The 22,720-nt window shown below is 37.5% G+C and carries 17 protein-coding genes; 5 read left to right on the forward strand and 12 right to left on the reverse strand.

Annotation, left to right across the window (positions count from 1 at the left end):
- Nucleotides 1-148 precede the first annotated feature (148 nt).
- A complete protein-coding gene (gene uvrC, locus AC13EX_RS06355) occupies nucleotides 149-1,945 on the forward strand; it encodes an excinuclease ABC subunit UvrC (protein WP_048644364.1) in 1,797 nt (598 codons plus the stop codon).
- A 56-nt stretch (nucleotides 1,946-2,001) separates the two neighbouring features.
- On the opposite strand, the gene porN is transcribed toward uvrC, so the two are convergent.
- The 9 genes from porN to AC13EX_RS06400 all read right to left on the reverse strand — a co-directional run bounded on the left by porN (nucleotide 2,002) and on the right by AC13EX_RS06400 (nucleotide 12,199).
- Nucleotides 2,002-2,826 (reverse strand): type IX secretion system ring subunit PorN/GldN, encoded by an 825-nt coding sequence (porN, locus tag AC13EX_RS06360; protein ID WP_048644365.1) that lies wholly within the window; start codon nucleotides 2,824-2,826, stop codon nucleotides 2,002-2,004.
- A gap of 43 nt (nucleotides 2,827-2,869) precedes the next feature.
- Nucleotides 2,870-4,471 (reverse strand): type IX secretion system motor protein PorM/GldM, encoded by a 1,602-nt coding sequence (gene porM, locus AC13EX_RS06365; protein ID WP_339716180.1) that lies wholly within the window; start codon nucleotides 4,469-4,471, stop codon nucleotides 2,870-2,872.
- Between the two features lie 57 nt (nucleotides 4,472-4,528).
- Nucleotides 4,529-5,335 carry a type IX secretion system motor protein PorL/GldL gene (porL, locus tag AC13EX_RS06370; RefSeq protein ID WP_048640942.1) on the reverse strand — a complete coding sequence of 269 codons (807 nt, stop codon included), beginning with the start codon at nucleotides 5,333-5,335 and terminating at the stop codon, nucleotides 4,529-4,531.
- Nucleotides 5,336-5,398: 63 nt separating this feature from the next.
- The gene (porK, locus tag AC13EX_RS06375) at nucleotides 5,399-6,493 is read right to left on the reverse strand and encodes a T9SS ring complex lipoprotein PorK/GldK (protein ID WP_048640943.1); all 1,095 of its coding nucleotides are present in this window, start codon (nucleotides 6,491-6,493) and stop codon (nucleotides 5,399-5,401) included.
- A 114-nt stretch (nucleotides 6,494-6,607) separates the two neighbouring features.
- Entirely contained in the window at nucleotides 6,608-7,582 is a 975-nt protein-coding gene (locus AC13EX_RS06380) for a PorP/SprF family type IX secretion system membrane protein (protein ID WP_048640944.1), read from the reverse strand.
- 77 nt (nucleotides 7,583-7,659) lie between these two features.
- Entirely contained in the window at nucleotides 7,660-8,433 is a 774-nt protein-coding gene (locus AC13EX_RS06385; RefSeq protein WP_048640945.1) for a uroporphyrinogen-III synthase, read from the reverse strand.
- 15 nt (nucleotides 8,434-8,448) lie between these two features.
- Entirely contained in the window at nucleotides 8,449-9,561 is a 1,113-nt protein-coding gene (locus AC13EX_RS06390) for a DUF4271 domain-containing protein (RefSeq protein ID WP_048640946.1), read from the reverse strand.
- Nucleotides 9,561-11,237 carry a POTRA domain-containing protein gene (locus tag AC13EX_RS06395; protein WP_482892009.1) on the reverse strand — a complete coding sequence of 559 codons (1,677 nt, stop codon included), beginning with the start codon at nucleotides 11,235-11,237 and terminating at the stop codon, nucleotides 9,561-9,563. Before AC13EX_RS06395 ends, AC13EX_RS06390 begins: the two co-directional genes overlap by 1 nt.
- Before the next feature lie 53 nt (nucleotides 11,238-11,290).
- Nucleotides 11,291-12,199, reverse strand: coding sequence for an SMP-30/gluconolactonase/LRE family protein (locus AC13EX_RS06400; protein ID WP_482892010.1), 909 nt, complete (start codon nucleotides 12,197-12,199; stop codon nucleotides 11,291-11,293).
- Nucleotides 12,200-12,487: 288 nt separating this feature from the next.
- Between AC13EX_RS06400 and hemW the strand changes: the two genes are divergently transcribed.
- Complete coding sequence (gene hemW / locus AC13EX_RS06405) at nucleotides 12,488-13,612, forward strand: radical SAM family heme chaperone HemW (RefSeq protein WP_482892011.1); 1,125 nt, start codon at nucleotides 12,488-12,490, stop codon at nucleotides 13,610-13,612.
- Between the two features lie 23 nt (nucleotides 13,613-13,635).
- On the forward strand, nucleotides 13,636-13,950 hold the full coding sequence (locus tag AC13EX_RS06410; RefSeq protein WP_048640949.1) for a DciA family protein: 315 nt from the start codon (nucleotides 13,636-13,638) through the stop codon (nucleotides 13,948-13,950).
- A 133-nt stretch (nucleotides 13,951-14,083) separates the two neighbouring features.
- Here the strand turns inward: AC13EX_RS06410 and AC13EX_RS06415 are convergent, their stop codons facing one another.
- Both AC13EX_RS06415 and AC13EX_RS06420 read right to left on the reverse strand, forming a co-directional pair.
- Complete coding sequence (locus AC13EX_RS06415; protein ID WP_482892012.1) at nucleotides 14,084-15,532, reverse strand: aldehyde dehydrogenase (NADP(+)); 1,449 nt, start codon at nucleotides 15,530-15,532, stop codon at nucleotides 14,084-14,086.
- A gap of 432 nt (nucleotides 15,533-15,964) precedes the next feature.
- The gene (locus AC13EX_RS06420) at nucleotides 15,965-17,215 is read right to left on the reverse strand and encodes a dipeptidase (protein ID WP_482892013.1); all 1,251 of its coding nucleotides are present in this window, start codon (nucleotides 17,213-17,215) and stop codon (nucleotides 15,965-15,967) included.
- Between the two features lie 165 nt (nucleotides 17,216-17,380).
- Here AC13EX_RS06420 and AC13EX_RS06425 point away from each other — a divergent pair, with 165 nt between their 5' ends.
- Both AC13EX_RS06425 and AC13EX_RS06430 read left to right on the forward strand, forming a co-directional pair.
- Nucleotides 17,381-18,280, forward strand: coding sequence for a YncE family protein (locus AC13EX_RS06425; protein ID WP_482892014.1), 900 nt, complete (start codon nucleotides 17,381-17,383; stop codon nucleotides 18,278-18,280).
- A 188-nt stretch (nucleotides 18,281-18,468) separates the two neighbouring features.
- Nucleotides 18,469-19,473, forward strand: coding sequence for an acyl-ACP desaturase (locus tag AC13EX_RS06430; protein WP_048640953.1), 1,005 nt, complete (start codon nucleotides 18,469-18,471; stop codon nucleotides 19,471-19,473).
- Nucleotides 19,474-19,850: 377 nt separating this feature from the next.
- Here AC13EX_RS06430 and AC13EX_RS06435 read toward each other — a convergent pair whose 3' ends face one another.
- Nucleotides 19,851-22,643 (reverse strand): hypothetical protein, encoded by a 2,793-nt coding sequence (locus AC13EX_RS06435; RefSeq protein ID WP_482892015.1) that lies wholly within the window; start codon nucleotides 22,641-22,643, stop codon nucleotides 19,851-19,853.
- Nucleotides 22,644-22,720 lie beyond the last annotated feature (77 nt).

Consider the following 22,720-nt stretch of genomic DNA (forward strand, 5'->3'; position numbering starts at 1 on the left):
AAGCAAGCGATGGCTTAAGCGCAAAACTATAAGCCAGATTAATTTGATGTACTTGAATTTACTACAAGAATGCTTTTTCCCGATTAAACCAATCGCCAACAAATTCGATTAGTAAAAATAAAAACCGATTACAACTGTCTATATGGACATGCAATCTCCTTCCTATCTACCTGCAAACCACAATCAGTTACCTGATTTGCCAGGGGTTTACAGGTATTACAATGCAGAAGATGTACTTATCTATGTAGGTAAAGCAAAAAATCTTAAAAAAAGGGTAAGTAGTTATTTTAACAAGAATACAGGCATAAACCAAAAAACAAAAAAAATGGTAAGGGAGATCAAAAAGATCGAAATTACCATAGTCAATTCTGAGTTTGACGCACTGTTACTTGAGAATAACTTAATAAAAAAATCCCAACCCAAATACAATATCCTTCTTAAGGATGATAAAACTTATCCTTACCTCCTACTTACAAATGAACATTTCCCAAGGATCTACAGCACTCGGAGAGTAATCCCTTCTTTGGGCACGTATTTCGGGCCATTCGCAAGCGTTAAGGCCATGAACAATGTGTTGGAGCTCATTCATTCATTATTTACACTAAGGACGTGTAGACTGGATCTATCACCAGAAAAAATCTCATCTTCAAAATACAAAGTATGTTTGGAATATCACCTGGGCAATTGTAAAGGGCCTTGTGAAGGACTTCAGGATGAAAAGAGTTATTTGGCGGACATTGAACAGGCTAAAAACATTCTCAAAGGAAACCTCGGGATCGCAAAGAGCTATTTTAAAGAAAAAATGAATGAAAGTGCCGCACAATTGGACTTCGAAAGTGCGCAAAGTTTCAAAGAAAAGTTAGATTCACTATTAAACTATCATGCTAAATCTCTAGTCATAAACCCTACCACAGAAAGTCTAGATGTCTTTACCATAGTAAGTGAGGAAAAATTTGCTTTCGTTAATTATCTAAGGATAAAAAATGGTGCCATTACCCTTAGTAAAACAGTAGAATTAAAAAAGAAGTTAGACGAACCTGATCAAGAATTACTATTAACGGCAATTATTAGACTTAGAGATCAGTTTCTAAGTGACGCAAAAGAGGTGCTTGTAAACCTGGATTTTGAAGATAGTCCTGAAGGATTGTCCTTGGTACAACCAAAAATAGGAGACAAAAGAAAATTAATAGAGCTCAGTCTCAAAAATGCGCTCTACTATAAAAAAGAAAAGCTATCCTTCGCAGATGAGGGGAAAGACAAAAAAAACAGGGTATTACTTCAATTAAAGAAAGACCTTTCTTTAAACGAATTACCCAATCATATCGAGTGTTTTGACAACTCCAATATCCAGGGGACAAACCCAGTTGCCAGTATGGTTTGTTTTCTAAATGGTAAACCCGCAAAAAAGGAATACCGACATTATCACATTAAAACAGTGGTAGGGCCTGATGATTTTGCAAGTATGGAAGAGGTTGTTTACAGAAGGTATAAGCGGCTTGTATCGGAGGAGAAGCCACTTCCAAAACTAATTGTTATAGATGGAGGTAAAGGTCAACTTTCATCAGCAGTGAGTGCTTTAAGAGACCTTGATCTATATGGAAAGATTCCAATAATAGGTATCGCCAAGCGATTGGAGGAGATTTATTTCCCACTAGATCAATACCCTATTTATATTGATAAAAAATCTGAGTCCTTGCGATTAATTCAAAGGATTAGGGATGAAGCACACCGTTTTGCTATCACTTTCCACCGTGATCTCAGAAGTAAAGGTGCACTCAATAGCAAACTATTATTTATTGAAGGAATAGGGGAACTCACTGCTCAAAAACTATTGAAGCACTTTAGATCCTACAAAAAAATCGAAGCAGCTTCACAAGATGAGATTATCAATGTCATTGGAAATGACAAGGGGTTGAAGGTTTGGGAAGCCATACATAAAAAATAAATGCAGGTACTGATAAAGTACCTGCATTTATTTTATTGTTTATAAAGGTAACCCTGTTACCATTCCCAAAGGTTATTTTCCCATTCAAGAAGTTCATATTCAAACTCAATGGATTTCAAATAAGCTTGCAATTGTTGATTTGGATCTCCTGGATCTATCATATCGACAATAAGTGCATTTTCTGGATTGGTGTATTTCCTTACCACAGAACGGAATAACCTTAAATCGAATGCTTGACTATAGGGTAGATTTTTTGAAATATTTTCGAAGTTCATCCACTCACCATGATCCGTTGTATTAAAGTAATTGTAGAAATCCCTGAATCTAATGAAAGCAATGGTTTTCTGTCCAACCCCATAATTGGTTTCTGAGGGCATAACCAATTCAATGTATTTCACATCAAACCTTACTTCAGAACGGTGCTTATCAAAAACAAAATCTTCTCTAAAATCTAAGTAATACAAATCTTTAACAAAGATAGAATCACCGTTTTCAGCCGTTAAGAAATTGGTTTGAAAATCTGTAATAGACAATCTTTCATTAAATTCTTCATCAGCGAAGACCTCAATGGAATTTTCCATTACAGCATCATAGATGTTCATCATGATTCCATCTAACTTTAATCCTCCGGTACCATAAAATGGCAAATTGTACTTTTCTCTAAGGTCAATTCTTCTCCAAACACCTATTTGGTACATTTTATCAGACTCCCTTATAGGCAAAACAGAATAAATGGTATCTACATCAAATCCTCCATCACCTAAATCTACTCCGGGGTTTCCAGAATTGGCATTGTTTTGGGAAAAAGCAGGTGTAGCAAAAAAACAACATGTTAAGACACCAACCGCCAGCAGCCCAATCCCTTTCCTTAATTCTTTCATGATTTCTTTCATTTAAATATAGAACGATGCAGATCCCTTAATATTATTTAATGGAGATAGGATAAACTTCGGTCACAGAACTTTTGATTTTATTACCCTTGAAGTTGGTTCTTGTAACTTCCCTCACGATAACAACTAATTTATCCCCTGATTGGGCTTGAGCTAAAAGGTTTCTAACAGCTACATTCTTTCCTGAAATGGCTACACTCTCCCGAGGTACATCATTTCGAACAAGCCTTACCTCACCTGCTGTCACTTCAAAGTTCGCATCTCTGGACATTGTTCTACCAAAAGTAGGTTCAGGGATGGCTCTAATTTGAAGGTTAGTCAATCCATTTGCAGGGATTGGATTTTGAAGATCAATCTGCGTATCACCGTTGAATGGACGAATAGTCGGTGCTGGCACAGGCTTAATGTCATAACCTACGGTACCAATTTTATTACCTCCACTTGAAACTGTAATATTAACTTTTCCTGAAGCTACAGGTATTACGGTCACTTCAGAAGGTTTAGACCCTTTTATGGCTTGGCCACCTGCAACGTCAAAAGAAGGTGCATATGAATTACCTAAAGCAGGAACTTCAATAACCAAATCATTGGCACACTCAGCATACAACTGATTGACTACCTCAGAACTCACCTTGATAACAGGCTGAGCAACGAAATAGTCATAATTTATGGTAAATACACTGTCTTGACCGCCTATTGGAACAGTAATCTCTCCTTTAAGGGACCTGGCAGCTAAACCTCTATCGTCATAATTTGAAGCCGGTGCAACTGGAAATTTTATTTGACCAAACCCATCTTCAACAGGTACACTTCTTCCATCAGCCGTCATTTTTAAATCGGTTGATGAAGAGGAGGAAGCCAAAAACATTTCTGCTTCGAAAGTAGTACCTGCAGCCACTACATTAGAATTGGCTGCGATTCTTGCTTTCAATTTATCCGCCTCAAATATAAAAGACCCTAATGAGTTGGTGATTTCAGTCAAAGCTTCACTCTCAATATTCAACACTTCATTTTGATGCTGACTAATGATAGCTAAAACTGCACCAATTGGTGATTTGACATAATTGAGGTTGACATAATCTTTGAAATTTACATCAACATCATTTTTAAAAAGATCAATTTCACTGGCATCCTTAGCGATTTTTTCAAATGACTTATTGATCTTCAATTCGGAAAGGATTTGCTCAATTTCAGCAGGGAAACTATTCAACTTTTCCTGCATTTCATAACCCAAACGATTGTTGTTAAAGATATTACCAGGAATATCTACATTTTTCAATGCAGAAGTTCTAAAGTTACCTTGCTCATCAATTGCATTGGATTCTTCTATCAATCTAGTTTTAGCCTCTTCCAGATAGCTAACGAGTTCCGCACTCTTTTTCCTAATTTCCTTAGCTGCTTCAACTTTGGGAATATCTACTATATTATTGCCTTGCTGCTCTACCGTTGTAGAAATTATGTTCACAGAAAAAAGGTTTTTCTGGACATAATTTTTCGCAGTTCTTTCCAAGCCATCGTTGATCAATACAAATTTTTGTAGGATTTGGTTACTTACTTGTAAAGCCAGCAGAGCGGTCAATACTAAGTACATCATCCCGATCATCCGCTGTCTTGGTGTTTCTTTACCACCCGCCATAAGCTATTTAACTTTATTATATTATAAAAATAAAAATTTGATTGGAATCATGAGTTATTAACCCTTCATGGCTGATAGCATGCCACCATACACATTATTTAATGATTGAACGTTCTTATTAAGTTTAGCCAACTCAGTTTTGAACGTTTCAGTTTCTTTTCCAGCTTCTTGAATGCCTTCCATTGCCACTGAAATATTGGAATAGAATTTACTTATTGTTTTAGCATGCATATTGGAGTCTTTCAATTCTTCTTCATAAACATTATTTAAAGCAGAAAGGCTTCTCGTAACATTTACCAATTGATCTTTATATGCTTTTGCTCCTTCGGATGCTGTCGCCATCTCAGCTAGTGCACTAGCTGTTTTTGTGTAAGAGTCATTGATCTCAAGCATTGATTTCGATGCCTTCTTCACATTTTGTGCGTAATCATTGGTTGCTACAGCTGCATCTGATATACTGCCCAACTTCTCCGTAGTGCTTGCTAAGTTTTGCATTCCTTTGCCTAAGCTTTCTATTAGTTCTGGCCCAATTTTGGCTTTAGACAACATTTCATCCATTTTTTGAGCTGTTTGATCTGTATTTTGCACCGTAGCTCTTCTAGTAGGGGCAACGCCTGAATTTGAATCTTCTAGTTCAGGATAAACCTTTGTCCAATCAACTTCTTCATTTTTTGGCTCAAATGCAGATAGAAAAAATATTAGCGCTTCTGTAGATAGACCAACACCAATCATTATTGATGAAAAACGCCAGTCTAGAATTTTGAACATTGCACCAAGAATAACAATTGAGGCCCCTATTCCGTAAATCTTAGGCATTATCGAGCCGTAAAATTTATAAGCGAAAGTGTTGTTTTTTGTAGACATATTGTGTAAAAATAAAAATTTTAAAACGGTTTGCTAGTTTGGTTTAACATTAATAACGGCAAATTATCGCCTGCTTCGTTTGTTGGAATTACTACTCATAGATCCTGATCTTCCAATATAAGTCATGGTAGTTCTGAAACCTATATGTGCTGTTTGTACAAATTGATATTCAAAATTCCTTGAACTTGTTTCTAAAAAATAACCTACATCCTTCCAGGATCCACCCCTCACTACTTTTCGACTTTCTGTAGAATCTATATAAGTTGGGTTCATGTCCCAAATCAATGAATTGGCAGCTGGATTGTATGCATCCTCCACCCATTCTGAAACATTTCCCGCCATATTATAAAGCCCATAGCCATTAGGTGCAAAAGCATCTACCGGAGCTGTATAAGCAAAACCATCATCAATATAATTTCCTCTTCCTGGTTTAAAATTAGCCATCAGACAGCCTCTTCGGTTCTTTAAGTAAGGGCCACCCCAAGGATATTTGGCGATGTCTTTACCTCCTTTGGATGCATATTCCCATTCTGCTTCAAGTGGCAAACGAAATTTAGGCATGTCAAATTCCGAATCGTCATTGGCATTCATGTGATAGGATTTCCATTCACAAAATTTCTTCGCCTGATCCCAACTTACCCCTACTACAGGATAGTCATCAAATGCAGGGTGATCAAAATAGTATTCCATCAATGGATCTCCATAATGGTGAGTAAAACTTTGTGACCAAATGGTGGTATCCGGAAGAAGTTCTTCCAAAACAAAATCAGGTGGATCTGCTTGAGTAGTTGGTGTACCTAAAGCCAAATCCCCCATTCTAACTGCATCAAGAAATTGTCTGTACTTGTTATTGGACACTTCATACTTGTCCATAAAAAACTCAGAAATAGTCACTTGCTTATTAGTTGAAGCTCTGCTTACGCCTATATCTTCATCTGCCTGTCCCATCCAGAAAGTCCCAGCTTTAACTGGTACCATTTCAAAGGGTAACGATTGCTGCCATCCTGACCTTTTAGGCACGCCAGTTACCTCTCCTCTTCTATTGAGCTTTTCACTAGCTGTGCCTTTATTTCCAAAAAGCCCACAACCTTGAAGTAGTGTCATTATTAATAACCCTGAAACCAGAGTCAAAAAGCTATGATTCATTTTTCTTAACATAAATGACAATAAAGTAACTACATTCATTTTCAACCATTTAAACAATCAACTAATTCGAAATTTAACAGATTTTATTAGAAAATCGCAAGGTTTTCTTTAATAAAATTCTTATTACTAGAACCTGAATCGTGGGGTCCTTTGAATAATTCTGTCAATTTGTTTCGAAACCTCTGGTAAATTATAGGTAAGCATAAACTCATGTGAAGACGGCCTTTTCGCTTGAACGCCACCTACTACCAAGTCAAATGCATACCCTAATCTAAGTGAGTTATCTTTCAATAAACTATACCCCACCAAAACTGATGCCGATTCTTCTAACCTATAAGCCATACCTAGGCTAATTCTTTTATTATATGTGCCTATAACGCTAAAGTCATAAGAAAAAGTATTTAATGATACTGATTTCACCAATATACTAGGTTCAACACTAAATTGTGCAAAAGTGTTTATTTTATACCCAACTAGTAAATAATTGTGGTTTTCTAATTGGTTTGCCAAACTACCACTTCCGAAATCAAAAGCAGGCTCATTAAGACTTCTGCTACTTAACCCCATATAAAAATTACCTCTATCGTACAATATCCCTACCGAAGCCTTTGGCCTCAACTGGTTTTCATCTCCCGCTGAAGGGATGTTAGGATCTGGGTTGACTGGGGAAAATTCTCCAAACTTTATGGTACTAGAGAAAAATCCACCCGAAGCCCCTACTCTCAAGTTCCCTCTTCCTAAACGAAGATGATAAGCAAGCGAAAGGTCTACTTCTTGGTTATTGAATGGGCCGATCTGGTCATTTACTGCTACCAAACCAAATCCCAAAGGTATTTTTTTCATTCTACCAGAAAAGGAAAGCAACTGAGTCGTAGGTGCGCCACCTGCTCCTGAACTGGTACTGTAATTTAACCACTGACTCCTATGTAGTGCTGTAATAGAATATCCTTCCTCTTTACCTGCAAAAGCAGCATTATAAAAAATGCCGTTGTACATATACTGAGTGAACTGGGCATCCTGTTGAGCAATGGCCTTCGGAGAATCCAGAAAATAAGCCATCCCAAACAACACATAGGTTAACAGGTAAATTCTTTTGTTCATGCGTACAAGAAATTTTGCATTTGGAAATCTATTCTACACATTTAAACTGAAAATACCAGTAAAAAGATTAAAAGAAATCAGATTTTATTTGCTTTTTTTATATACAACTCCAAAGCACCGGTCATACTAGGGGCATTGGGAAGCGGTGCTTCAATGTCCATAATAAGGTTCATCTCCTTTACAGCTTGGGCTGTAGTAGGTCCAAATGCAGCGATTCTAGTCTTTCCTTGTTCAAAATCCGGAAAATTATGAAACAAAGATTTAATTCCAGAAGGGCTGTAAAATGCCAAAATATCATATTTAATATCCTTCAAGTCTGACAAGTCTGCTGCTACTGTATGATAAATGATGGCTTCAGTAAAATCAATATTGTTTTTACTCAAGAATTCAGGTATATCATCTTTCCTTATATCAGAACAAGGGAACAAGTATTTTTCAGATTTGTGCTTCTTGAAGAAATCAAATAAATCAGCTGCCGTACGCGTACCTACAAATAATTTTCTTTTTCGGATAACAATATATTTTTGGAGATAATGAGCTGTTTGCTCTGAAATACAAAAGTATTTCATGTCTGCAGGCATCTCAATTTTTAATTCTTGACATATTCCAAAGAAATGGTCTATCGCATTTCTACTTGTGAATATAACAGCCGTATGCTTGAGAATCTCTATTTTTTGCTTCCTAAAATCTTTTATAGACACTGGCTCAACCTGTATAAAAGGCCTAAAGTCAATTTTGATCTTATACTTTTCAGTTAACTGAAAATAGGGGGACCGTTCATCGGTAGGTTTAGGCTGTGAGACCAAGATGCTCCTAACTCGATTTAGTCTGTTTTTTGTTGCTTGCGTCATTTTTATTTTTTTTCCTTATCCTAGGAGTAATTTACAAATAACCAAAAATGGGATCAATTCAGAGGTGCAAAGGTAAGAAAATAAATGATAATTATTAAATCCATTCTTTTTATACAACCATATTGTCAATCCTATTAATCCCAAAGAATATATTATAATAAAAGTATAATACATATAAGAGAAATGCTCGTACAAGGAAAGCCAATTGTTTGCATAAACCACCAAAAGCATACAAATGGTAATGAAAAGAGCGAAGCCTCTAACCTTTAATAAATAAAAAAAATGAGGGAACGCTATTTTTTTTAAATTGAATAAAAACGCGCCTGTCCCCAACCAAATAAACTTAAAGAAGGTGATAATTGTCAACAACAAGGAAAAAATCAACCAGCCATACACCAATTTCTCAACCTCCCCGTCCAAGCCCATTCCATAAAAGTCAATCCCCAATCCGTGAATTACCAATACAACCAGTAAACCAGTACTCATATTGATCAGTACAAGGTAAAATAATAATTCGGCAGAATAAATTTTAGAAAAACTGCTCGATTCCCAAATATCTTCAATAGAAAAAACACTTCTTGGATTCCAAAAAATACCGAAAATGGCAGGAAAAAACGCCCTGAAAATGGCAATCAGAAACAGTATTGCAATCAATGCGATAAAGAAAAAATCTCGTATTTCGTCTCTATTTCGTTTTGTTAGCACATTCCCTAATGTCTTCTCCTTCACTACCGTATTAAAATAGCCCTTTTTTAGCGAAAAGTCCTCCGCCGATATTCCCCGTTTAAAAGCAGTGATTTCTAATTTCCCCTGTTCTCCTTTGAAGGGAACTGTTGCCTGATTACTGATCAACAAGACGGTGTCCCTAGGATAGTATTCCCATAAATCATTATTAAAAAATAAGCTTGTACCCGCAGGAATTTTAATCCGCCATGAAGCATCGGGAAACTGGTTTGCATCGACTATGACAGAAACCGACTCATTTTTCTTGCCCCAACTGTTTGAAACATTTTCATAAATGGCGGAATCATAATTTACCAATACCTGTGCAAAGGACCTGGAAGGGATAAGGAACAATAGCAATAAAAAAAGTCCCTGTAGCAATAATATCTGACCAATGCACCTCATTAAAAACGACCTGTAAAACCAAAATGAATTCTAGAATAATTAAAACCTAAAGGCTGATTACCGGCCTGGCCCAATGCGTACACGAATTTAAATATCCCTCCGCTGGTTTCCAAGTTTAATCCACCTCCAAATGAAAAGGGCCATTCTCCCGGAGTATTGCCTACCTTATTTTCTACCCTGCCCACATCTGTAAATAATAGGAAATAGGAATAGGTGCCAAAATAAAACCTTGGCTCAACATTTAAGTACATATAGCGATTGGTATAAAAATAATTTTCATTAAATCCACGAATAGAGCGCAAACCACCTAGCCGGAATAAGTCATTTAACAACAGGTTAGAATTGTTCATCTCACCCGCATTCAATGCCAATTTTAATCCTAAATTTTGTGGCCATCTGTGATGGTAAGCCAAATTGGTCTGTACGTAATACTGCAGTGAAGTCTTGGTAATCCCCTCGTACAACTCGGCTGGAAGCCCCGTATTCTCTAGGATTTGTTTGTTTCCTAGTCCAAATGTTGTAGTGGATTGCCATCCCTGCTTGGGCAAAATAATATCATCCACACCGTTGAAGGTAAAAGTAGCTCCATAGCTATTGTATCTAAAATCAGCAATTTCTGGCAGGCTGGTGGACGTTTCATAACCACTAATTGCTAATAGATCTCCAGCTTGCCTTTTGCCAAAAAAACTCAAATAAGTACTAGGGCCTAACTGATATCCAATATTAAGGGCAAAGGTTCTGTTTAGAAATGTGGTGTCTTCCTTAAGCAAAGAAAAAGAACCGCTTACATCGAGGTTGGTTCCAAGTACAAATGGCTCTCTGGCTTCTACATTTAAATTTTGAGAGTATTGACTTAGACGCTGCCAATTCAGCACATAATCTCTACCTCTACCTGCTACATTGTATAATTGAAGATCAAACTGACCTGTTACCAGCCATTTGTTCGCTTCAATCTCATTAGGGAGCAAACCTACAATCCCATCCAGACTATTGATCTTTCGATCATTAACCGGTAAATAGATAGTCGCCTCTTCATTTTGAAAGGACAGTTCCGGATTACTCACAACACTTATATAAGGTATGTTTTTAATGGCTTTGGTGGCATCCATTACTTTCTTTTGAGAGAAAGGCTCACCTGGCATAACACCTAGCTTTCTAGCCAAATAAATCGCCTTGGTTTTGGAATTCCCGGTGACCCGAAGGGTATCGAAAGTAATCATTGGCCCCTTGTCCATAAAAATACTTGCTGAAATCCCATTGTCCATTTGGTGAATGCTATCAAGCTTGACTGAGATAAAAGGGTACCCATTGTTTTGCCCGATATCAAGGATTTTATCCATTAATTTTTTAAACTCTTTGTACCGAAATGGCCTTTCTGATACTGACAAAAGTGGATGGTTTAACCTGGATAAGATCCATGGCTCTAGATTGCCTTTACCTAAGGTAAGCCACTTGGCCTGAATGCCTGTTTCTACCTCTAGGACAATTTCTTGCTCATTTGAATAAGTGAGTTTTAGCTCAGGATGAAAATAACCTTCTAACTGCAAGGAGTCTTTAACAGATTGTGAATAATCGACAACTCCAAGACTGTCCGGAAATGAGGCTGTCATTTCATTCAAGAGCTTACCATCACTAAACAGTTTTGTATTTAGCGTGTAAGCAGTTTCTTGTGCCATTACTGTTAATGCTGTAAAGGACACTACAACAAAAAAAATATAAACAACCTTTTTTACCAAACACCCCTCACCTTCATTTGGAGTGTATAGACAGCATCTGAAGCAGTGATAAACAATGTCTTCCTATCTCCTGCACCAAAACAAACATTGGCTGTCCATTTCGCATCTACTGGAATAAGCCCAATCTTATCTCCTCTATTGTTAAAAATGGTCACACCGTCTCCGGTAAGATAAAGGTTACCTCTATTGTCAATGGTCATTCCATCAGAGCCCATTTCCACAAAAACCTGTCTATTGGTCAAATAACCATCTTCCTCTATATCGTAAACATAGGTTTTCTTTGCTCCGATGTCAGCCACATACAGTTTCTTTCCATCGTAGGACCCTACAATCCCATTTGGTTTAACAAGGTTTTCATCTACTCTGAAAAATTGCAAGCCATCTTTGCCAAGGTAATAAAGGTGGTTTCCGTCTTGCTGCATCCCAGGATCTCTTTCCCAATAACTCCTTTCATAAAGGGGATCTGTTAAATAAATCCCACCGCGAGGATTAATCCATAAATCATTGGGTCCATTTAGTTTTTTGCCCTTAAAATTTTCAATCAAAACCTTTGACTTTCCTTCTTTATCGAAAGACCAAAGCTGATTATCCATATCTGCACAGGCAATTAACTCACCCTCACGGTTAAAGTACAATCCATTGGCTCTTCCTGAGGCATCAGTGAATTCAATTATCTCTCCAGTTCCAAATTTCCACTGGTATATTTTATTGTTTGGCTGATCTGTAAAAAACACATTGCCTTCTCTGTCTACAGCAGGTCCCTCTGTAAAGCCATATCCATCTCCAACTTTGACTAATTCAGCATTTTTTGCTACCAGACTCTTTTTGACTTCTATCTGGGCGGAAACAGGGAAAGAGAAGATAACAGACAACAAACAAATCAACGGAAATACTCGATTCATATTCATCAATAGCATTGGTTAGGGTTCTTTTTTTCTGACACTTACAAAATTAAGGCAATTATCACCAAAAACTAAAACCTAAACCCAATTATCTTTAACTTTGCACTTGAGTAAAAAATAATAATCAATTATGACTTGCTCCTAACTGTTCCCAAAATCTATCTTGGTTTCACTTAAGTCTTGCCTTAACTGCTCCATTTTAGAAAAATAAATAAGGAAAGCCAAGCTTATATCAACCAAATACCCATTACAACAGATGGGGCAGCCTTAAAACCCTAAATCCACATTATGTCCGGCATCTATATCCATGTTCCATTTTGCCTACAAGCCTGCAGTTATTGTGATTTTCACTTTAGCACCAACAGGCTGAACCTTAAAAAAATGGTAGACATGATTTGCCTGGAATTGGTAGAAAGAAAAAGCTATCTATCAAAGGAACCTCTCATTGAAACCATTTATTTTGGAGGAGGAACTCCCTCAATTTTACCAATTGAACAGCTTAGAAAAATCTGGAATACCATTCAAGACAATTACGATTGCAATATTCAGGAAGCAACACTCGAAGCCAACCCTGACGATCTCAATGACGAAAAATTATCGGAACTTTTGTCATTAGGAATAGACCGATTAAGTATAGGTATTCAAAGTTTTCACGATTCAGTTTTGAAGTTTTACAACCGTTCACACAATGCCGGAGAATCGCTCAATGTGATTCAAAAGGCTAGAAATGCAGGGTTCAAAACACTTTCTATGGACCTGATTTATGGATTCCCCCATGAAAACCATAGTTTGTGGGAAAAAGATTTGGAGGCCACTTTGGAGCAAAACCCAGAACACATTAGCAGCTACTGCCTTACAGTCGAACCCAAAACTGTGTTGGGTGTCTGGGAAAAAAAAGGCAAGTTTAAGGAAGCTACAGAAGAATTTCAGGCAGAGCAATTTGAGATTTTACAGCAATACCTAAAAGAGGCTGGATATATCCAATATGAAATATCAAACTTTGCTAAAGAAAATGCCTATTCTATTCACAATAGCAACTATTGGAAAGGCATCCCATATCTGGGTGTTGGACCTGGTTCTCATTCTTTCGATGGTTTTCATCGTGGACACAACCTGAGCAATAATGGTAAATACATCAAGCTGCTACAATCTGGAATGCTTGCTTTTGAAATAGACCATCTTTCGAAGGAAGACAGGATCAATGAATACATTCTCACTGCACTAAGGACCATTTGGGGTATAGATACGAAATGGCTGGAAAAGCAATACAATTTTAACCTTTTGCTCCTACATAGTGAGGACCTTAAAAGCTTTAAAGAGCAGGGAATGATTCAAATCGAAGAAGGCATGATTACCCTTAGCGACAAAGGGAAACTTCTTGCAGATTACATCGCTTCAAAATTATTTATCTAAGCTATTCCCCTTATCTTTATTCTATGAAAAAATATTCGCATGATTCCACCAGAAAAAGGAATACTTCCCCACTAAAAGAAGTATTTGAAGAACTCTTGGAGGCTTATCGTATCAAGGATAAATTTTCAGAAAAAACAGTGATACAGGAATGGAGCCAACTGATGGGTAAAACTGTAGCTTCCCGAACGCAAAGTCTATCAGTGAGGCAAAAAATCCTTTATGTAAAGATAAGTTCTGGCCCACTTAAAAAGGAAATTATGATGAATAAAACCAAGGTATTGACACTCATTGCTGAAAAGTACGGTAAAGGAGTCATCAATGACCTTGTTATTCTATAAACTCGAAAAACGCAATCAAGCTTCTAATTGGTATTGGTAATACAAAGAACACCATTTTAAAAAAGAATGGCAGACTAGTGAAATTGTTATCCCTAGCCTGCCAAAATAATATCGAATTTTTTGCTTTGTCCACTTACCTAACAAAAACTCCATCAACTTTTCTAAGAATCCTTAATGGGTTTGCCTCTACAAGCTCCTCCGGCAATAAAGCCTCTGGCATATCCTGAAAGGCTACAGGTCTGGCAAAACGGGTGATGGCATGGCTTCCAACGGATGTACTTCTGCTGTCGGTGGTTGAAGGGAAAGGGCCTCCATGTTGCATTGCATGCCCAACTTCCACTCCAGTTGGAACACCCTTAAATAGCAATCGACCACATTTTTCTTCAATGAGGTTTAGAAAACCTTTGTTGGCTGATAATTCAGCAGATTCCCCCCATACCGTACAGGTAAGTTGCCCATTTAGCCTAACCGCAACTTGCTCAAGCTCTTCAGCGGATTCGTAAACAACCATAATGGCAAAGGGGCCAAAAACTTCCTCTTGGAAGGCTTCCTCATTCAACCAATCGCTTGCTTTCACTTTCGCTAGGGATGGATTGCCAGTAAGTATTTGAGAAGCTTCTGTAGTCAATAACCACTCTAGTTTGGCAGATTTGGCAAGTTTTTTCAAAGCCTGATGATAGGTATTACAAATCCCCTCATGTAGCATGGGTGCTCCGGCTACTTCCTTTAACTGGCTTACTACCTGTTCTGAAAAAGCCTCCTCATGTGCTTTCGGTACGAAAATTAACCCTGGGTTTGTGCAAAACTGCCCCACACCTAAAACCAAAGATCCTGCGTAAGCATTGGCAGCAGCTAGCAGGTTTTCATTTAAGTAGGCCTCCATGGTAAATATTGGATTAACACTACCCATTTCAGCATAAACGGGGATCGGCAGCTCTCTTTTATTGCATGCATCAAACAGTGCCTTCCCCCCCTTAAAAGAACCTGTAAAAGCTACAGCTTTCGCCAAAGGGTGGGCCGCCAATTCCTGCCCAGTGTCTATTCCTCCTTCTATATGTTGAAAAGTACCTTTTGGCAATCCAGAAATGCTTACTGCCGAACTTATTGCTTTGGCCACCATTCTTGAAGTTTCAGGATGGGCCGGATGGGCTTTGTACAGTACAGGACAACCAGATGCCAAGGCAGAAATTGTATCCCCCCCAGCTGTAGAGAAAGCCAATGGAAAGTTACTGGCACCAAAAACCACAACTGGGCCCAAGGGTTTTAGCATTCTACGAATATCAGGTTTTGGAGCAGGTTTTCTTTCTGAATCAGAATGGTCGATGACCGCTTCGACCCAACTTCCCTCTTCTACCAAATTGGCAAATAGATTAATTTGCCCAAGTGTTCTTCCTAGTTCTCCGGTAATTCTCCCTTCAGGTAAATGTGATTCTTTTGCGGCAAGTGGAATTAAATCTTCCCTTAAAAGTTCGATTTGACTGGTTACCTCTTTTAAAAATGCAGCCCTCTTTTTACTCCCTTGTTGCTTTAAAATTAAAAAGGCTTCCTGTGCTTCCTGAAAACTGTTTTCTATCTGACTCATATTGAATTTTTCTCTGATTTAATTTATATAACCACTTTCAAGCAAAAGCCATTCCTTGGAATTTTCGTTTTTCAAATTCAATTAAAAAAGGCTTCTACGAAACCCATGCGTTTTTCAGGTTTAAACCCCTTTTAACTGCCATGATTTTGCATTTAATTAAAGTGAAGTTAATAGTTATTCGTGGTACAAACAACTTATTCAAGTTGAACAAAATTTGATCTTTATTATGATACCTAATAGGTATTCATCTTCTTCGATACAAAAGATAGGAATAGTTTAATATCTAATAAATACCAAGATAAGCCAATTGACCTCAGGCAATCCCCCTCAAGTGCGAACAATAAATCAGATAAATCCTACCTTATTAATCAAATCCAGAGTTACCTTTTTAAGTACCAAGACTATTTTGAGCCAGTAATGTCTAAAGCTACATTAGGTTGATTTAGCAAAGGCTATCACCTCATTCCAAACCCGGAAAATATTCTTATAACAGATTTTCTCTATATCCTCTTTGCTATAACCCCTCTTAAGGAGTTCGGCAATTAGATTTGGGTACATTGACACATCCTTGAGGCCGGTTGGCAAAGTATCACCAACTCCATCAAAATCTGAACCAAGCCCAATATGGTCGACCCCTACCAAATTGAGCACATGGTCTATATGGTCAGCCACCTTTCCAACAGATGGAAAAGGATTGTTTTCAAGAACATATTCCTCTATGTAGGCGATGGCCTCAGGATCGCTCCTCTTCCTATTATTATCCGCTAGCCAATTCACAATATGCTCATTGACCTTGCTGCTTTTTTCACCAAAGGTTTCATCAATAAAATCTCCCCCAAAATTTATCATAATGACTCCTCCCTTTTCTCCAAGTTTGGATATCATGTCATCGTTCATATTTCGTTCGAAACCAGGTGTGAAATGACGTACTGATGAATGAGAGGCTATCACTGGGGCTTTACTTATTTCCATCACATCATAAAATGTATCATCAGACACATGGGAGATGTCAACTATTACACCTAAACGATTCATTTCATTAACAACTTTCACTCCAAATTCACTTAATCCAGCATGGGTATAAGTAGTGTCATAGGAAGAGTCTCCAATCAGGTTATCCTTACCATGTGTTAAGGTTATGTATCGTATACCCTGATTATAAAAATACTCCACATTACCAATATCGTCCTCAATAGGTGCTCCATTTTCCATACCCAGAGGAAGGGAAATTTTACCCATCTCGAAATTACGCTGTATATCTTGTGGACTGTAAGCCATTGCAAATTTATCAGGCCAGGTAGTTGCAATCCCTTTTGTCATCCGGATAAGTGAATCTGCAAGCACCTTGGACCCTCCTGATTCTTGGTATCTTGAGGGAATGTATATGGACATAAAAGGAGCATCCAACCCTCCTTCTTTGGAACGAGGGTAATCAAAATTCCCTCCTTTTGTTCGCTCTGCCACATTTAAAATCTCCTTTTGAAGTGAAAACCCTCCTATTCTCATTCTATAGGGTAAATCCACATGGCCGTCTACCATTATAGTATTGTGTGCAATTTTTTTTGCAAGAACTAATCTTTCTTCATCTGAAAGATCCAGGTATTCCTCCTCAGAGGAGGATGAAGAACAAGAGACAAATATTACAGCGATTAAACAGTATAAAAAGGCATTCGAATTTTTCATTTATCAGGGTATTTAGATGTATTTACCAAAATAATTAGTACAAGCTTCACTAAAGATACGCATCTACAGGATTATTACTAAGCACAAAAACATTCATTTTTTAATGAACATTAAGTTTTCATCAAAAAATTATCGAAATTTGATGTTCAACCAAAAACCACAACAATGAAACAATATAGCAAGTTTTTATTCTACAGTTTTATTTTAAGTGTATTTGCCATATGGAGCTGCGGATCGAAAAATACTGAGTCAGCAAAGGAAGAGTCCAGCGATGAAATAGAAGTTGAACAGGCTGCTGTGGCCGCCTCTCTGGAAAAGGTATGGGAAACCGCGGCTGAGCTTACCACAAATGAGTCGGCGCATTATGAAGAAAGTGATGGAATGATTTATGTTGCCAATATAGAAGGTGGTCCTTCAGAAAAAGATGGTGTTGGCTCAATCTCCAAACTAAACGCCAAAGGAGAGATCGTTGAAAGAAATTGGGTAAGTGGGTTGAATGCACCTAAAGGAATGACCGTAATGGGTGATTACCTGTACGTTACTGATGTAGACAGGTTATTAGAGATTGAAATGGCTACCGGAAAAATCAACAAATCCTATGAGGTAGAAAATGCGGTGTTTTTGAACGATGCAGACAACGATGGGAATAGGGTCTATTTCACAGACATGAAAGCCAATAAAATCTTATTCCTAGAAAATGGTGAGATCAAAACATTTGCAGAAAACCAGCCCAATATCAATGGATTACGTATAGGTAATGGCAACACATTGTATGGACTTGATGCCGATGGTTTTAAACAATATAAAAGCGATGGGAGTTTTGAAATCATAAACAGTGCTGTTACCGGTGGTGATGGTTTAATCGTTCTTGATGAAGATACTTTTATTGCCAGTAAATGGGGTGGTGAAATTTACCTTATCCAAAATGGTCAGGAAGTGAAATTATTGGACACTTCAGCCGAAGAGTCAAATACAGCAGACATCGGCTATATTCCTGAGAAAAATTTGGTGATTGTTCCTACCTTCTTTAAAAACAAAGTAGTAGCTTATAAACTCTCCTATTAGCCTTAGAGCAATTGTTTTTATGAAATTGAATGAATTTGCCGGTACAATCGTTATATTATAGAATAATGTGTCAGATTTAAACCTGTAAAAAGGTTCTGATTTGCCGGTGTTGTTAGTTAAATTGTAGTAAGGTGTTAATATTTTGGAATATACCAATAAATTGACATCATAATGCGAAAGCCTAATTTATGAAGAAGTCAGAAAATATTAATTACGAACTTGAAAAGAATGCCGAAGTTATCAGCCAGCTGAACGACTTTGTGACAGAAACCGTAGGGACTACCCTTATGGATCCCGATGATTGTTGGCAACCAACTGATTTTCTTCCTGATATGACACAACCTGATGCAATCGATCAGGTAAAAGAACTAAGGGAAAGAGCAGCTGTAATTCCTGACACCATCATCACTTCGTTGATTGGAAACATGATAACGGAAGAGGCACTTCCCAGCTATCAAACCTATTTCAATATGTTGGAAGGGGTAAATGAAGATGGTTCTCTTATTAGCGACCAAGGTTGGGTACAATGGACCAAAGCCTGGACCGCAGAAGAGAATCGACACGGTGATCTGTTGAACAAATACTTGTACTTATCAGGCAGAGCTGATATGAGAAAAGTGGAACAAACCATTCATCGATTAATCTACAATGGTTTTGATCCCAGATCTGAGAAAGACCCTTATCAAGCCATCGTTTATACTTCCTTTCAAGAAAGAGCGACCAAAATCTCCCATGTTAATACAGGTAAATTAGCCGATAAAGCTGGGGATTATGTATTGGGGAAAATCTGTAAGCAGATAGCAGGTGATGAGGCAAGACATGAAAAAGCTTATAAAAGCTTTATGTCAGAAATCATAAAAATTGATCCTAGCGGAGCTGTTCTTGCGTTTGAAAAAATGATGAGAAAACAAATCGTTATGCCTGCAGTATTAATGGCAAAAGGTGGTAGTAACCCAAGCTTGTTTGATCAGTTTTCTGCTATTACTCAGAAAGTAGGTATTTATACTGGCTGGGATTATGCACGTATAATCGATCACTTGGTAAAACTTTGGGAAATAGAAACTGTTACAGGTTTAAATGAAGCGGCTTCAAAAGCTCAAGAATACCTTTCTGGCCTGTCCTCAAGGTACATGAGATTGGCTGACCGAATGAAAACACCAGACGAAATTAGTTTGGCATGGATAAGTAAATAAAAGGGCTAAAAAAAAATATTTAAAAATGCCCTTTTTAAGATTTAAGTAAAACTGGAGTTCAAAAAGTTGCTTAATCACCCATGACAAATATACCTAATATGCGATCTTCAAAAAATACCCCAATTGGGGTATTTTTTTTGCATTTTCGATCCAATAATACAATTGAACCCGAAATATGCAATAGACAATCTATTACGTGCTGAAATCACTTCAAAATCAGGCACGCTGTTCCTGTTTATAATTTCACTATGGTGATGCCCTGCTAAAATCTACAAACACCCTGATTTTCTTTCGATTACAATACTTTTGATAAACATGGTACAGGCTTTACCCCCGACTATTGTCAGGGCGGAGAAATTCAATTAATCAATCCGGGCTTAAGGAATAACTTGATATTTCTTTTTCTGGTAGCCAAAGCGACCATCCTCGGAAATTGCTTCAATAATAAGCATATGATCCCCTAACACATCCCCATTGTAAAAGTCAACTGAAACAGCACCCTCAGCGCCAATTTTAAGGTTTGAATCCCAGTGAATAAGCGATCGTAAATCAGGCTTTTGGCTTAGCCGTGCATCAGGGCTTTTGTATTTTGGTGTGTAAAACTCCCTTTTTGGTGAAAAGACTGGTAATACAGTATCTAGTGTTCCTAATGAAGGTTTTTCTAACCCGAATACTCCAATTCTATCTTTAGTATATACAGATATAATGTGCCCCATATAGGGTGCTTCCAATGGATTGGTTTCAGGAAATACCGTTAGGTACTGCTTTTTAAAAAATTTCGCATGCTTTATTATCTCAATTTGATCGATAATATCAGGGGACATATGGGGAACCAAATCGTAAAGGTCTTTTTCAAGTAACTTCCCATCAATGGCCAGCAAGGTAGGCTCGTCTTTTCCACCTAAGACATGTGCAAGCATAAAACCATCAGAAAACTGCTCAATCATTACCTGATCTGAAAAATTAAACATTAGAATGCTAAATAAGCCATAAGACCATTTTTCTTCTTTTTCACGAATAAGTCCTCCGGGAATTATAAAGTCAGGTTGCCCGAAGCTTTTATGGGCTGCCTCCATTTCTGGAGACAAGAGAAAATCTTCAACAAGCACTTCCTCTAAATCATTGAAACCATTGAGCATGTTAAAATTCTCTTCAGCTTTAATTCTTCTATTGCTGGATTGAATGGTCTCCTTAATATTGTGCTCCACTTCAGCTGATAAAGGTAGATTTTGAAAATAAATTTTAGGTGTTTTGATTGAATCCAGAGAAAAAGAGAATCTTTTTTCTTTACCCAAACGATCATTGGCCTTAAGGAGCACCCTCATTCGCTGTCCATAAGCATCGTCCAATAAAAAAAAGAAATTCCCTGTGCTATCTGTAGTTTGTGAATAAATTATAGATTTATTTCCAAATGAAGCCAAAGTCAGATTTATATTGTTAACACTATTTTTTCTACCTAAAACCGGCGGCAAAACCTTACCACTTAAAGTGAGCCCTTGTTGGGGGTCTATTATAGTAGCGCGCTTCTGACTAACAGGATAATTATAACTGCGCCATCCCTGAGTAAGCATAAGTGCCTCCATAGCTTCATGCCTTTCTGAATTCTCTTCATTAAAATAAAAACCAGGGTCCTCTACTTCTCCTTTTAGCTCCGAACTTAGTAGAAAATATGAACGAATATTATTCTCCTTGCCCATTGTACCGTGTTCATCATTGACAACCATTACAGAAATACTGCTCGCAGGGGCTTTGGTTTTATATCCAGAGATTTTGATATGCAATTTCGTTTGTTCTCTTTGCCTGTAACTGTTTTTGTCAATTTCTAAACTAACATCTAACTTCTGTTCACTATTATCATTATAATACAAGCGCTGTACTATCAGTTCATGTGCATGGTTCTTTACTGTAAAAACTATAATTCCTTCAGGCAATTGATCCGCAGGCAGAGTTGATACTAGCTGTCCTTCTTTTAATTTCCCCTCTATTAAAAAATAATCTACACCTCTGCAACTGGCACTTATAAAAACACTGTCTTCCAGCTCATTGGAAGCAAGGGCTAAGCGTAGTTTTTCGTTGAATTTAGCAACAGACAATACTGTACCATTGGCCATTACTTTTGGCAAAGGATAAACCTTTGTTGAATCTTTTACATTTGGAAGGGAAACTCTTGCATGATAATTGGCTAGGCTGTCCGGTTGAAGATACAACACCCCCATACCAAGTACATTGCTTTTAAAATCTGTGACCTTATTCCCCAGACCATCATAGACAGTTCCTTCAATCTTAATTCCTTTTCCATCTGACCCAATTGCTTTGAAGGCCACTTTGCTACCAAAACCATGGACCAAATGTCCGCTTTCCGGGAAAAATTGAATATCTGGCAAAGCATCGTTTAAATAAACCGTTTTACTGAACTGAAGTTTTTCCTCAACATCAAACGAAAGAGAAACCCAAGACTGTTCCCTTTCTAGGTCATAGCTCAAGGGGTATTGCCCCTCTCTATTTCTTTTGATAATGACAGTATCACGGCCTTCCCCCCAATCCAGATATACTTGAATTTCTCTGTCTAGCGCTTCTCCAATTTCCCCAAGTCCTAATACCCCTTTTAACTTAAATAACTCCCTGTTTTCCTCAATGCTCAGATCGATAACAGGATACTCCTTTGGTTCACCATTTATTGACACAATATTGATATAGGAACTAAAAATAAAATCATCTTCAAAATTAAGGTTCCATTTGGTATATGCTCGAATCATATAACGTCCTTGGGGATAGCTATCTTCAAGTTCCAAAGAACCTTCTCCTATACCCTGCTCTAGTTTTACCAATTTATGTAATAGTACTTCTCCATCCACCCCTATTAGATCAACATAAAGCAGTCCACTAAGCCTAGAAGGCAAATTACTTTGGGCATCTAAAACGATGGCCTTAAACCAAATGATTTGGTCGATTGCAAATACGGTTGAGGTGAGCTGCAGGTATATCTTCTCTGCAGCAGGTGCAGAAAAAGCTTCTTGTTTTTCTTCTTGGGAATGAGCCTCAGGAATATGGAATAACAATAAATAAACACATAAAAACAAGCCAACACACTTGTAAATCAATAAAATACCGGGACTACTGAAATAGACCAAAGATCTGTTGATTGATTTAGTAAATAGGTTTGTGATCAAAACATTACCTGTTATCGGATTATTTTTTCCTTAATGTGAAGACATACCTCAACATTAAACCTTTCAAAAATTACTCA

The organism is Cyclobacterium sp. L-R (assembly GCF_056859355.1).

Bases quoted from the DNA above. Each gene is read 5' to 3' on its own strand.
- uvrC (WP_048644364.1), top strand. From the start codon at position 149: ATGCAATCTCCTTCCTATCTACCTGCAAACCACAATCAGTTACCTGAT.
- porN (WP_048644365.1), bottom strand. From the start codon at position 2,826: ATGAAAGAATTAAGGAAAGGGATTGGGCTGCTGGCGGTTGGTGTCTTA.
- porM (WP_339716180.1), bottom strand. From the start codon at position 4,471: ATGGCGGGTGGTAAAGAAACACCAAGACAGCGGATGATCGGGATGATG.
- porL (WP_048640942.1), bottom strand. From the start codon at position 5,335: ATGTCTACAAAAAACAACACTTTCGCTTATAAATTTTACGGCTCGATA.
- porK (WP_048640943.1), bottom strand. From the start codon at position 6,493: ATGTTAAGAAAAATGAATCATAGCTTTTTGACTCTGGTTTCAGGGTTA.
- AC13EX_RS06380 (WP_048640944.1), bottom strand. From the start codon at position 7,582: ATGAACAAAAGAATTTACCTGTTAACCTATGTGTTGTTTGGGATGGCT.
- AC13EX_RS06385 (WP_048640945.1), bottom strand. From the start codon at position 8,433: ATGACGCAAGCAACAAAAAACAGACTAAATCGAGTTAGGAGCATCTTG.
- AC13EX_RS06390 (WP_048640946.1), bottom strand. From the start codon at position 9,561: ATGAGGTGCATTGGTCAGATATTATTGCTACAGGGACTTTTTTTATTG.
- AC13EX_RS06395 (WP_482892009.1), bottom strand. From the start codon at position 11,237: ATGGCACAAGAAACTGCTTACACGCTAAATACAAAACTGTTTAGTGAT.
- AC13EX_RS06400 (WP_482892010.1), bottom strand. From the start codon at position 12,199: ATGAATCGAGTATTTCCGTTGATTTGTTTGTTGTCTGTTATCTTCTCT.
- hemW (WP_482892011.1), top strand. From the start codon at position 12,488: ATGTCCGGCATCTATATCCATGTTCCATTTTGCCTACAAGCCTGCAGT.
- AC13EX_RS06410 (WP_048640949.1), top strand. From the start codon at position 13,636: ATGAAAAAATATTCGCATGATTCCACCAGAAAAAGGAATACTTCCCCA.
- AC13EX_RS06415 (WP_482892012.1), bottom strand. From the start codon at position 15,532: ATGAGTCAGATAGAAAACAGTTTTCAGGAAGCACAGGAAGCCTTTTTA.
- AC13EX_RS06420 (WP_482892013.1), bottom strand. From the start codon at position 17,215: ATGAAAAATTCGAATGCCTTTTTATACTGTTTAATCGCTGTAATATTT.
- AC13EX_RS06425 (WP_482892014.1), top strand. From the start codon at position 17,381: ATGAAACAATATAGCAAGTTTTTATTCTACAGTTTTATTTTAAGTGTA.
- AC13EX_RS06430 (WP_048640953.1), top strand. From the start codon at position 18,469: ATGAAGAAGTCAGAAAATATTAATTACGAACTTGAAAAGAATGCCGAA.